Raw genomic sequence first — 12,555 nt, 5'->3', positions numbered from 1 at the left:
TTTCAAGCCTTGAGAGTGATACCTATGACCCATCGTATTGTGATTGTCGGCGGCGGCGCCGGTGGCCTGGAGTTGGCGACCCGCCTGGGCAAAACTCTGGGTAAACGCGGCAAAGCCAGCGTTACGCTGGTCGACGCCAACCTGACCCACATCTGGAAACCCTTGCTGCATGAAGTCGCTGCGGGGTCGCTGAACTCCTCCGAAGATGAACTCAACTACGTGGCTCAAGCCAAATGGAACCATTTCGAGTTTCAGCTGGGGCGCATGAGTGGTTTGGATCGTGAGGCGAAAAAGATCTCATTGTCGGCAACCCTCGATGAAAACGGCGAAGAACTGGTCCCCGCACGCGAGCTGAGCTATGACACGCTGGTGATTGCGGTGGGCAGTACCACTAATGATTTCGGCACCTTGGGCGCCGCTGAGCATTGCCTGTTTTTGGATACGCGCAAACAAGCCGAAAAATTCCATCAACAGTTGCTTAACCATTACCTGCGCGCGCACGCAGGCCAAACCGACGCCATTGAAAACATCAGCGTCGCCATCGTCGGTGCGGGTGCTACCGGCGTTGAATTGGCGGCCGAGTTGCACAATGCCGCACACGAGCTGGCGGCTTATGGGCTGGACCGAATCAAACCCGAAAACATGCACATCACCGTGATCGAAGCCGGGCCGCGGGTATTGCCCGCGCTGCCGGAGCGCATCGGCGGGCCTGTGCACAAGACGCTGGAAAAACTCGGGGTCACGGTGCTGACCAACTCAGCCGTGAGCGAAGTGACGGCCGATAGCTTGATCACCAAAGACGGCCAGGTCATTCCTGCAAGCCTGAAGGTATGGGCCGCCGGGATTCGTGCGCCGGGCTTTTTGAAAGACATTGCCGGGCTGGAAACCAACCGCATCAACCAATTGGTGGTGCGCCCGACCCTGCAAACCACCCGCGATGACAATATTTTCGCCTTTGGTGACTGCGCGGCATGCCCGCAACCCGGCACAGACCGGATGGTGCCGCCTCGCGCTCAAGCGGCCCACCAACAAGCATCGCTGCTGGCCAAATCGTTGAAACTGCGGCTGGAAGGTAAACCCAACCTGCCGGATTACCACTACCGCGATTACGGCTCGCTGATTTCGCTGTCGAGCTTTTCGGCTGTGGGTAACTTGATGGGCAGCTTGATGGGCACCGTCATGCTCGAAGGCTGGCTGGCGCGAATGTTCTATATCTCGCTGTATCGCATGCACCAAATGGCGCTTTACGGCACCTTCCGCACCTTGATGCTGATGCTGGGTAGCCGAATCGGACGCGGCACCGAGCCGCGCCTGAAACTGCATTAATGCTAAATCTGTAGTCGCTGCCGCAGGCTGCGAAGGTTAAAAACTCGCAACCTTTGCCAGCGACAGGGCTATTAGCGCCCGGCGTGATTGCCCGCCTCAGCTTCACGGCCTTTAAAGCCGTGGGGCTGATGCTCCTCAAAGAATTTAATGTCCCGCTCAAAGTCCGCCAGCAACAGCTTGGCCATGTCGATCGACAAGCCCTGACGCACCAAAATCCTTTGCACGACTACCTTTTCAACGTTTGCCGGCAGGCTATATGCCGGGACGAGCCATCCGCGTATGCGCAAACGGTCTGCCAAGTCGTACAGCGAAAAATTGGCGTTAGCGCCCGGCTTCAGTCGCCAGGTCAACGCCGGAATCCCCAACTGCGGATCACCGTTATAGAGCATTTCAAACGGCCCGATTTTGACCAGTTCACGCGCTAAAAACTGCGCAGTTTCGTAGCACGCCGAGTGAATCCGCTCATACCCTTCACGGCCTAAACGCAAAAAGTTGTAGTACTGCGCAATGATCTGCCCCGCCGGACGCGAAAAGTTGAGGGCGAATGTCGGCATGTCTCCGCCCAGATAATTCACATGAAAGATCAGCCCCTCAGGTAAGTCCTGCGCATCGCGCCATACCACCCAGCCTGCACCCAGCGGAGCCAAACCGAACTTATGCCCTGAGGTGCTGATGGACTTGACCCGCGACAGGCGGAAGTCCCACTCAATGTCCGGCGCACAGAACGGGGCCAGCATTGCGCCACTTGCCCCGTCGACGTGAATTGCCACGTTCAGACCGTTGCGCTTTTCAAGATCATCCAGCGCATCAGAAAGCGGCTTCACCGTTTCATACAGGCCCGTAAAGGTTTGGCCAAAGGTCGGGACCACCACGATGGTGTTTTCATCGACTCGTTCGAGCATGTCTTGCGGGGTCATGAACCATTGCCCTTCTGACATGGGCACTTCGCGAATTTCAACATCCCAATAACGCGCAAATTTATGCCAGCACACTTGAACCGGTCCGCAGACCATATTCGGTGTGGTGGTCGGTTTGCCTGCGGTTTTGCGGGCTGCACGCCAGCGCCACAGGGCGGCCAGGCCTCCGAGCATGCACGCTTCGCTGGAACCTACCGTGGACGTGCCGATGGTGGTCGCGGCAGCAGGCGAATGCCATAAGTCGGCAAGCATGTGGATACACCGACTTTCAAGCTCGGCGGACTGCGGGTACTCGTCCTTGTCGATCATGTTCTTGTCGATCGACAGGTCCATGAGTTTGTGAACTTCGTCTTCTTCCCAGGTTTGGCAGAAAGTCGCGAGGTTCTGGCGAGCGTTACCGTCCAGGTACAACTCGTCATGAACCAATTGGTAAACCTCACGCGCAGATTGCTCTGCCTCGGGGAACAATTTGGTTGCTGCGGCATGGGCCAGTGCCGATGAGCCAAAAACGGGGTCGGTGTCGCGATGACGTTTGATTCGGTGCAGCGCCATGTGAACTCTCCTTGTGTAATCGACAGTGGCTGGGCCGACCTCCTCTCACTGGCTCAGCGTTGGGCTAACAGCATAGCCAAGCATTTCGACTTTGCCCTGCCTGCGGGCATGTCCCCGAATTCCGTCCTATAGTTCCTCGCGACCCATCGTCCGCACGGAGCGAGCGCAATGAAAATACAACCCACCACGGTTGACGATTCAGTGACTCACGCACTGCAAACAGCCCATCAACGCTTTGCCAGCAACCACCACGGTAAAAATGCCAGCTACATCCCGTACCTGGCTTCAGTCCCGGCCAACCTGTTCGGCATCAGCATCATGTTTTGTAATGGCACCCATGCCGAGGTCGGTGACACCGATTACGCCTTTGCCATCGAGTCGATTTCCAAGGTATTTACCCTGGCCCATGTACTGGATGACATTGGGCCGCAGTCCTTGCGCAGCAAGATTGGCTGTGACCCCACGGGCGAACCTTTCAACTCGGTGGTAGCGCTGGAGCTGCATAAGGGGCGACCGCTCAACCCATTCGTCAACGCCGGGGCAATGGCCACCGTGAGCTTGCTCAAGGCCCAGACGGCAAAAGAGCGCTGGGAGAAAATTCACGCGACCTACAACGCGTTTGCCGGACACGAACTGGCGGTAAACGAAGAGGTGTATGCGTCCGAAGCATCGAGCAATCAGCACAACCGGGGGATTGCCTGGCTGCTTCAGAGCTACGGCTACATGCATGCCGATCCAATGCAAGTGTGCGACGTATATACCCGTCAATGCTCGGTGGCCATTACCTGCCGCGATTTGGTGACGATGGGCGCAACGCTGGCCAATCGCGGGGTCAACCCGGTGACGCAACAACGCGTGGTCGAGGCCAAAAACGTCGCCCCTATATTGGCCGAAATGACTTTGAATGGCCTGTATGACACCACGGGCGACTGGTATTACAAAGTCGGCCTGCCTGGCAAAAGCGGTGTGGGCGGCGGGATTCTGGCCGTGGTGCCGGGTGTCTGTGCAATCGCGGCGTTTGCGCCACCACTGGATGTAGCGGGCAACAGCGTTCGCGGCCAACTGGCCGCCGAGCACCTCAGCCGCACGCTCAATTTGAGCCTGCTGGATTAATCACGCGACATGGAGGGTGACGTTATGGCTACCACCAGCAAGGCTAAAACTTACATCTCATGGCTGACCATCTGCTTCATGATGGTCGCCGCAGTGGCCAGTATCCGTTCACTGCCGAGCATGGCGGTGTATGGCCTGGGTTCGGTTTTTTTGTACATCATCCCGGCGCTGTTGTTCTTCATCCCCGTATCGCTGGTCGCCTCTGAACTGGGTACGGGCTGGAACGGCGGAATTTATGGCTGGGTACGCCAGGCATATGGCGATAGGCCCGGCTTTTTCATCATGTGGTTCATGTGGATTCAAGTGGTGGTGTGGTATCCCATCGTGCTGGGGTTCGGCGCGAGCACCATGGCCTATCTCATAAATCCTGAGTTGGCCAAAAGTGGCGTTTTTACCGCCACGGTGATCATCGTGCTGTATTGGATGTCGACGTTTATCACGCTGAACGGCATGACCACGCTGTCCAAGCTGACGTCGTGGTTCATGCTACTGGGTACTGCGCTACCCGCCGCGTTGTTGGTGATATTAGGCGTTGCGTGGTTGGTATTGGGGCATAAATCGGCGACCCCACTGACCTGGGATGCCTTGATCCCTACCATTTTTGACACCCACCAAACCGTGAAGTCCGGTGCGCATAATTTGCACGGCGATCTGTGGCGCGAGTTCACCGGTTCCATCTCGGGGCTGGTGTTGATTGTGGGTAACTTTCTGGCATTTGCCGGTATCGAAATGAACGCCATTCACGCCCGCGAGCTGCGTAATCCGCAAAAAGAAATGCCGCGGGCTATCTTGCTAGCGTTTGTGTTGATCATGCTGGTGTTTATCCCGCCTACCGTGGCGATTTCACTGGTCGTGCCCGCCGATTCAACCAGCCTCACCGCTGGTGTGATTCAAGCGTATGCCGCGTTCTTCGAGGGCTTTGGCATGCCGTGGGCAACCAAAATCATGGCTGTATTGTTGATTATTGGTGCTTTGGGTGGCGTGTTGGCCTGGACAGGCGGACCGTCGACCGGCCTGTTATTTGTCGGTAAAGCGGGGATGCTGCCGCCCAGCCTGCAAAAAGTGAACGCTAAGGGGGTACAAAAAAATATTTTGTACCTGCAAGCGGTCATCGTGACCTTGCTGTCGACCATTTACATCTTTATCGACAACGTGTCCGACGCGTTTTGGATGATCAGCGCCATGGCGGCACTGATGTATCTGATTATTTATGTGTTTATGTTTTTGGCGGCCATGAAGCTACGTAAAACCCAACCTACGGTTAAACGCGGCTTTGTTCTCAAAGGGCTGCATGGCTGGTGTTACTTGGGGCTGTTCTCGACGTGCGTGGCACTGATCTTTGGGTTTATTCCGCCCAACAACTTCAGCCATATGCCGTTTTTCGAATATGCGGGGATCTTGCTAATTGGCCTGGTGATTGCTGGCGTGCCGCCTTTTATCTTCTATGCGGTGCGCAAACCGTCATGGCAGATGGTGCCAAAGGCGGAAGCCGATCAATATTCAGCTGCATTGCAGGATCTACAGGACGCGGATGATAAGGCGGCCAAAGCTTGAACCGTCGCAGGCGCACCTGGCTCACATAGCAGTTGCCGCAGGCTACGCGCGAATGCGCGGTGATTGTAAATCCTGAGTCCACGACCCTTTGAGCGGTCGCGACAGCTGATTTACAACCGCTGCGCTGCCCGACGTAGCCGCGCGGAACTCGTCATCGGCTACATGGCTTCAAATGACTTTTCTACAGGCATAAAAAAAGCGTCCCGCAGGACGCTTTTTTTAATGGCTTTTGACGCGATTGGCGTCAGAGCCTGATTTTCTACACCCATTACTGCCGGGCAGAAAATGGTCGGGGTAAGGGGATTCGAACTCCTGACATCCTGCTCCCAAAGCAGGCGCGCTACCGGACTGCGCTATACCCCGGTAAAAAAAAGGCACCTTCAAAGAGGCGCCTTCTGCGATCAGTGCTTTTGGCCTCTGATCTTAAGATCTAACCCCAGTGAACTGGAGCCAAAAATGGTGGGTCGTGTGGGATTCGAACCTACGACCAATTGGTTAAAAGCCAACTGCTCTACCAACTGAGCTAACGACCCAAAAATGGTCGGGGTAAGGGGATTCGAACTCCTGACATCCTGCTCCCAAAGCAGGCGCGCTACCGGACTGCGCTATACCCCGGCTTGAAAATGGCTCCACGACCTGGACTCGAACCAGGGACCCAATGATTAACAGTCATTTGCTCTACCAACTGAGCTATCGCGGAACTACATATTTCAATCTACAACATTGTAACTCTTTGCAACTCTCGTTGACTTCAGCGTATCGCTACGTTGACGTCTCTGAGGCGGGCCATTCTACAACCTTTCAAACCCTTGTCAACCCTTATTTTTCGTTAGAAGACAATGTGTTAGCTCTTCTAGCGGGCTTCCTGGTTTGGGCCAGGTTGCCGTTGCGGGTGACTTACTGCGGGGCGCATCTTACAAGTGTTTTCCTTACGGATCAACACCCTAACGAAAAAAACTAAAAAAAGGCCTCGCAGTGCGAGGCCTTCTTCAAAACACCGCTGTAGAGCGTTAGGCGAAGACGATTTCGTCGTCTTTCACCGTAGCCACGACCGTCGAGCCTGGCAGGAACTGACCGGACAGAATCAGTTGAGCCAGCGGGTTTTCGATCCAGCGCTGGATCGCACGTTTCAGAGGCCGCGCGCCATATACCGGGTCGTAACCTACCGCAATCAACTTGTCCAAAGCCTCCTGGCTCAATTCCAGCCTCAGGTCACGCTCAACCAGACGACTGCGCAGGCGACCCAACTGGATCTCAGCGATACCGGCGATCTGATCACGGGCCAGAGGCTCGAAGATCACCACTTCGTCGATCCGGTTCACAAACTCCGGCCGGAAGTGCGTACTCACCGCATCCATCACCGCAGCCCGTTGCGCTTCGCGATCACCGACCAGCTCCTGGATCTGTGCAGACCCCAGGTTGGAAGTCATCACGATCACCGTGTTGCGGAAATCGACTGTACGACCGTGGCTGTCTGTCAGTCGACCGTCCTCCAGCACTTGCAGCAGCACGTTGAACACGTCCGGATGCGCCTTCTCGACTTCGTCCAGCAGAATCACCGAGTAAGGCTTGCGGCGCACAGCTTCGGTCAGGTAGCCACCCTCTTCGTAGCCCACATAGCCTGGTGGTGCACCAATCAGACGAGCCACGGAATGTTTCTCCATGAACTCGGACATGTCGATGCGCACCATCGCCTCTTCAGTATCAAAGAGGAACTCGGCCAGCGCCTTGCACAACTCGGTTTTACCGACACCGGTTGGGCCAAGGAACATGAACGAGCCGCTAGGACGGTTCGGGTCACTCAACCCTGCACGCGAACGACGTACCGCATTGGACACGGCTACAACCGCCTCGTCCTGACCAATCACACGTTGGTGCAGCAAGCTTTCCATCTTCATCAGCTTGTCGCGCTCGCCTTCGAGCATTTTGGACACGGGAATACCGGTCCATTTCGAGACGACTTCAGCGATTTCCTCTTCGGTCACTTTGCTGCGCAACAACTGGTTCTCAGTTTTGCTGTGCTCGTCGACCATTTGCAGGCTGCGTTCCAGGTCAGGAATGATCCCGTACTGCAACTCGGCCATGCGGTTCAGGTTACCGCTGCGGCGTGCGACTTCCAGTTCCTGGCGCGCTTGCTCGATCTTTTGCTGGATCTGGGCAGAGCCCTGCACTTCGGCTTTTTCCGAAGTCCAGATTTCTTCCAGGTCGGAATACTCACGCTCAAGGCGCTCGATTTCTTCCTGCAATTTTTCGAGACGTTTTTTCGCTGCCTCGTCTTCTTCTTTCTTCAACGCCTGGGCTTCAACTTTCAGTTGAATCAGGCGGCGCTCCAGGCGGTCCAGCACTTCGGGCTTGGAGTCGATTTCCATGCGAATACGGCTGGCCGCTTCGTCGATCAGGTCAATCGCCTTGTCAGGCAACTGGCGATCGGTGATGTAGCGATGGCTGAGTTTGGCCGCCGCAATGATCGCACCGTCCGTAATCGCAACCTTGTGGTGAACCTCATAACGCTCTTTCAGGCCACGCAGGATGGCGATGGTGTCTTCTTCGCTCGGCTCATCCACCAGTACTTTTTGGAAACGACGCTCAAGTGCTGCGTCTTTTTCAATGTATTGGCGGTACTCGTTGAGGGTGGTAGCACCCACGCAATGCAATTCACCCCGAGCCAACGCAGGCTTGAGCATGTTGCCCGCGTCCATCGCGCCTTCGCCTTTACCGGCACCGACCATGACATGCAACTCGTCGATAAACAGGATGATTTGCCCTTCCTGTTTCGACAGCTCGTTGAGCAATGATTTGAGGCGCTCTTCGAACTCGCCACGGAACTTGGCACCCGCAATCAGCGCACCAATGTCCAGCGACAGCAGGCGTTTGCCTTTCAAGCCGTCAGGCACTTCACCGTTGATGATCCGTTGAGCCAAACCTTCGGCGATGGCGGTTTTACCCACGCCAGGCTCACCGATCAGCACCGGGTTGTTTTTAGTCCGACGCTGCAACACTTGAATGGTGCGACGAATTTCATCGTCACGGCCAATCACCGGGTCGAGCTTGCCTTCTTCGGCACGCTTGGTCAGGTCGATGGTGTATTTGTCCAGCGCCTGGCGCGACTCTTCAGCGTTCGGGTCATTGACGGCTTCGCCGCCGCGCAGGTTGTTGATGGCGTTTTCCAGGGCTTTTTTGCTCACGCCCTGCCCCAGCAACAGCTTGCCCAGCTTGCTGTTATCGTCCATCGCCGCCAGCAATACGATTTCGCTGGTGATGTACTGGTCGCCTTTCTGTTGCGCCAGACGGTCTGCCTGGTTCAGCAAACGTGCCAAATCCTGCGACATGTTGACGTCGCCGGTAGGATTCTGAATTTTTGGCAGTTGATCGAGCTCTTTGGTCAGCTCTTTACGCAGGCTGTTTACATCAAAACCGACTTGCATCAGCAAAGGCTTGATCGAGCCGCCCTGCTGTTCCAGCAATGCCTGCATCAAGTGCGCGGGCTCAATCGCCGGATGGTCATGGCCAACAGCCAATGACTGAGCATCGGACAACGCCAATTGCAACTTGCTGGTTAATCTATCTATACGCATTCGTCACCTTCCTTATGAGCAGGCCGGAGGGATGGAAACTCCTGAATGAAGAAACCTGCCAGATACCTTAGTAGATGCGGGCAATTCTGGGAGTTTCAAGCGTAAGACGAATGACGCAGATCAGCCTGGGGATGATTCGATCCAGACCAGTGATGCGAAACGGCCAGTACGAGGACTGCGCCGGTAGGAATAAAAGCGTGGGTCGGTGACTGTACAAAAGCCGCCGCCATAGACCGCAGTGATACCGCAGCGTGCCAACCGCAGGCGCGCCAGCGCGTAAATGTCAGCCATAAAGCGCCCGGCGTTGATGCTGGGTACAAACGCTGTGCCAGCGTGAGGCATGTCCTTTATAAAGACGTCACGCACCTCCCCACCCACTTCAAAGGCTTTCGGGCCGATGGCAGGCCCCAGCCAGACCAATATGTCACAAGGTTCAACATTGAGGCTTAAAGCTGCGGCTTCAAGGACACCTGCGGCCAACCCCCGCCACCCCGCATGCGCGGCCGCCACGCGGGTGCCGGCACGATCGCAGAACAGTGCAGGCAAACAGTCGGCGGTCATTACCGTGCAGGCGATACCTGGCGTAGCCGTCCAGCTGGCGTCAGCCTCGGCAATCTGCTGCGGATCGGCAGGCGCGACGACAACCCCGTGAACCTGGCTGAGCCACGCGGGCTGCACATCGAAAATGTGGGTCAGGCGCTGGCGGTTATGTGCGACGGCAACAGGATCGTCGCCGACATGATCGCCCAGATTGAAGCTGTCGAACGGCGCCACACTGACACCGTTCGCACGGGTGGTCACGCAGGCCCTGATGCCTGCCGGCGCTGGCCAGTCAGGAATCAGGAAGGTGTTCATCCGATGAACGCCTCGCGGTCTTGCTTGAGCAGGGTCAGCAACCAGACAAAGTCGTCTGGCAATGGTGATTCCCAGCTCATGCGCTTACCGGTCGTCGGATGATCCAACTCAAGGAAGCGTGCGTGCAAGGCTTGGCGCGGAAAGTTTTTCAGCGACTCGACCATGGTCACACTGGCTGCCGGCGGGATGCGGAAGCGACCGCCGTAGGCAGGGTCTCCGACCAACGGGAAGTTGATGTGAGACATATGCACGCGAATCTGGTGCGTACGCCCGGTTTCCAGCTTGACCCGCACATGCGTGTGGGAACGGAAGCGCTCAAGCACGCGGTAATGACTCACCGCCTGTTTACCGCCTTCCATTACCGCCATGCGCTGGCGTTGCTGGCCGTGACGGCCGATGGGCGCGTCGATCTTGCCCCCGGCGGTGACGACACCGATAACAATGCACTCATAGATCCGGCTGACACTGCGGCTTTGCAACTGGGTGACCAGTTGCGTCTGCGCCTGGATGGTCTTGGCGACCACCATCAGACCGGTGGTGTCTTTGTCCAGACGGTGCACGATCCCCGCACGCGGCACATTGACAATGTCCGGTACGTGATGGAGCAACGCATTGAGCAAAGTGCCATCGGCATGCCCGGCAGCCGGGTGCACCACCAGGCCCGCAGGCTTGTTGATGACCAGGATTTCATCGTCTTCGTAAACGATGTCCAGGGGGATGTCTTGGGCGACCCACTCACCCTGGGCTTCCTGCTCGGCAGTCAGCTCCAGGATGGCACCACCGTGCACGATGTCACGGGGACGTATGACGCCTCCGTCCACAGTGAGGCGGCCGTCCTTGATCCAGGCGGAAAGGCGCGAGCGCGAGTGCTCAGCGAATAATTGTGCGGCGACTTGATCGAGGCGTTGGCCGCCCAATTCGGACGGCACCTCTGCGCGAAGTAGTATTTTCTCGGACATGCTCATCAGGACGGCGCCAAGCCTTTGGTTTCGGCTGCGCGCTTGTGGTTAAATACGGCGTCTTTTGCCCCGAGGCTTTTCACGGGGCGCTCATCATAACAGGACGGCCTCGCCCAAGACAGCGGCCGTCATAGGGACGCAAGCCGCCATGCAAGTGAGACACCTGCTGCTGATCGCCATCCTCGCACTGACCGCCGCTTGCTCGTCGACAAAGGAAGTCGTTGACGAAAACCTCAGCGAAGTCGAGCTGTACCAGCAGGCACAGGCCGATCTGGACAACCACAGCTATACCAGTGCAACCGCCAAACTGAAGGCGCTTGAGTCACGCTACCCGTTCGGGCGTTACGCCGACCAGGCTCAGCTTGAACTGATCTATGCCTACTATAAAAACTCCGAACCGGAAGCTGCAAAGTCTGCCGCAGAGCGTTTCATTCGTCTGCACCCCCAGCATCCCAACGTTGATTACGCCTATTACCTTAAAGGCTTGACCTCGTTTGACCAGGACGTTGGCCTGCTGGCACGCTTTCTGCCGCTGGACATGACCAAGCGTGACCCGGGTGCTGCCCGCGACTCTTATAACGAGTTCGCCCAGCTCACCAGCCGTTTTCCCAACAGCCGTTACGCGCCGGACGCCAAGCAGCGCATGATTTATCTGCGTAACCTGCTGGCAGCGTACGAGATCCACGTAGCTCACTACTACCTGACGCGTCAGGCGTATGTAGCCTCGGCTAACCGTGGCCGTTATGTGGTTGAGAACTTCCAGGAAACCCCTTCGGTGGCTGACGGCCTGGCGGTAATGGTTGAGTCTTATCAGCGCCTGCACCTCGACAAACTGGCAGATACCAGCCTTGAAGTGCTCAAGGACAACTACCCGAACCACGCAAGCCTGGTTGACGGTCAGTTCGTACCGCAAGTGTCCGAGTCGGACAACCGTTCGTGGTTGAGCAAGGCGACGCTGGGGCTGATCGAGTCCAGCACACCACTGCCACCGGGTGAAACCCGCGCCAACCAAGACGTGCAGAAGCAGTTCCAGGATGCAAAAGATGCAATCCCTGCTGAACTGAAACCAAAAGATGCTGATGGCAACATCATCGAAGAGCCAGAAACGGAAACCAACAGCCGTTCGTGGTTCAGCTACATGACCCTTGGTCTTTTCGACTGATCGTCAATGCATCAAAAAAGAGTCCTTCGGGACTCTTTTTTTTGCGCTGCATTTGATGCTGGGCGCTTACCCGGTCCTTGGCTAAACTGGCGCATCTTTTCTCGAATAGCGAATAACCATGTTTCGTTTACTGTTCTGGGCGGCACTGATTGCTGCGGGCGTGTGGTTCTGGCGTAAATACAAGGCCAGCCTCGCAGCCACTAAAAAGCCGGTCGATCCTGGCGCTATGCCAATGGTGCGTTGCGCCCATTGCGGTGTGCACTTGCCACGTGACCGCGCCTTGAGTCAGCAGCAAGAGTGGTATTGCACCCAAAACCATTTGGAACAAGGCCCGGGCAAGCGCTGATTGGTTTCCACTGGCGCAGCCAAACCCTGTAGGTGCTGACGAGTAGCGCGAGGCTGTGATCGGCGGCAAAACCGTCGTAAAGCCATTCAATCCGGTGATTCAGACATATCGCAGTCATCAGATTTACGAGCGCTGCGCACTCGATCGCAGCCTCGTGCCTCGTCAGCGACTACATAAAAACGCGAAGAAACGCGAA

The 12,555-nt window shown here is 56.6% G+C and carries 9 protein-coding genes and 4 tRNA genes; 5 read left to right on the top strand and 8 right to left on the bottom strand.

The genetic code is table 11. From position 1 onward, the window contains the following. The first annotated feature begins 24 nt into the window (after nucleotides 1–24). Nucleotides 25–1,326, top strand: coding sequence for an NAD(P)/FAD-dependent oxidoreductase (locus AP059_RS01000; RefSeq protein WP_059761488.1), 1,302 nt, complete (start codon nucleotides 25–27; stop codon nucleotides 1,324–1,326). Between the two features lie 71 nt (nucleotides 1,327–1,397). On the opposite strand, the gene AP059_RS00995 is transcribed toward AP059_RS01000, so the two are convergent. Continuing rightward, nucleotides 1,398–2,795: a glutamate decarboxylase gene (locus tag AP059_RS00995; protein ID WP_059761487.1), complete on the bottom strand. Its 1,398-nt coding sequence runs from the start codon at nucleotides 2,793–2,795 to the stop codon at nucleotides 1,398–1,400. A gap of 168 nt (nucleotides 2,796–2,963) precedes the next feature. On the opposite strand from AP059_RS00995, the gene glsA reads away from it, so the two are divergent. Beyond that, entirely contained in the window at nucleotides 2,964–3,908 is a 945-nt protein-coding gene (gene glsA, locus AP059_RS00990) for a glutaminase A (RefSeq protein WP_059761486.1), read from the top strand. 24 nt (nucleotides 3,909–3,932) lie between these two features. Next, nucleotides 3,933–5,462 (top strand): amino acid permease, encoded by a 1,530-nt coding sequence (locus tag AP059_RS00985; RefSeq protein WP_048362473.1) that lies wholly within the window; start codon nucleotides 3,933–3,935, stop codon nucleotides 5,460–5,462. A 286-nt stretch (nucleotides 5,463–5,748) separates the two neighbouring features. Here AP059_RS00985 and AP059_RS00980 read toward each other — a convergent pair. The 7 genes from AP059_RS00980 to rluD form a co-directional block, all read right to left on the bottom strand. After that, nucleotides 5,749–5,825, bottom strand: a tRNA-Pro gene (locus AP059_RS00980). A 94-nt stretch (nucleotides 5,826–5,919) separates the two neighbouring features. Then, nucleotides 5,920–5,995: transfer RNA gene (locus AP059_RS00975), tRNA-Lys, on the bottom strand. A gap of 5 nt (nucleotides 5,996–6,000) precedes the next feature. Beyond that, a tRNA-Pro gene (locus tag AP059_RS00970) sits at nucleotides 6,001–6,077 on the bottom strand. 9 nt (nucleotides 6,078–6,086) lie between these two features. Continuing rightward, nucleotides 6,087–6,162, bottom strand: a tRNA-Asn gene (locus AP059_RS00965). A gap of 310 nt (nucleotides 6,163–6,472) precedes the next feature. Then, complete coding sequence (gene clpB / locus AP059_RS00960; protein WP_048362472.1) at nucleotides 6,473–9,037, bottom strand: ATP-dependent chaperone ClpB; 2,565 nt, start codon at nucleotides 9,035–9,037, stop codon at nucleotides 6,473–6,475. A gap of 120 nt (nucleotides 9,038–9,157) precedes the next feature. After that, complete coding sequence (gene pgeF / locus AP059_RS00955) at nucleotides 9,158–9,892, bottom strand: peptidoglycan editing factor PgeF (protein ID WP_059761396.1); 735 nt, start codon at nucleotides 9,890–9,892, stop codon at nucleotides 9,158–9,160. After that, entirely contained in the window at nucleotides 9,889–10,851 is a 963-nt protein-coding gene (gene rluD / locus AP059_RS00950; protein WP_048363011.1) for a 23S rRNA pseudouridine(1911/1915/1917) synthase RluD, read from the bottom strand. The genes pgeF and rluD overlap by 4 nt, the downstream gene beginning before the upstream one ends. A 148-nt stretch (nucleotides 10,852–10,999) precedes the next feature. Between rluD and AP059_RS00945 the strand changes: the two genes are divergently transcribed. Beyond that, on the top strand, nucleotides 11,000–12,013 hold the full coding sequence (locus AP059_RS00945) for an outer membrane protein assembly factor BamD (RefSeq protein WP_048401365.1): 1,014 nt from the start codon (nucleotides 11,000–11,002) through the stop codon (nucleotides 12,011–12,013). A 118-nt stretch (nucleotides 12,014–12,131) separates the two neighbouring features. Further along, entirely contained in the window at nucleotides 12,132–12,359 is a 228-nt protein-coding gene (locus AP059_RS00940) for a PP0621 family protein (RefSeq protein ID WP_048362469.1), read from the top strand. The last annotated feature ends 196 nt before the right edge of the window (nucleotides 12,360–12,555 follow it).

It is taken from the genome of Pseudomonas sp. TAA207 (genome assembly GCF_001529285.1).
Taxonomy (GTDB): Bacteria; Pseudomonadota; Gammaproteobacteria; order Pseudomonadales; family Pseudomonadaceae; genus Aquipseudomonas; species Aquipseudomonas weihenstephanensis.
Note: the sequence above shows the minus strand (reverse complement) of the source record. Positions and strands in the feature narration are given on the sequence as shown.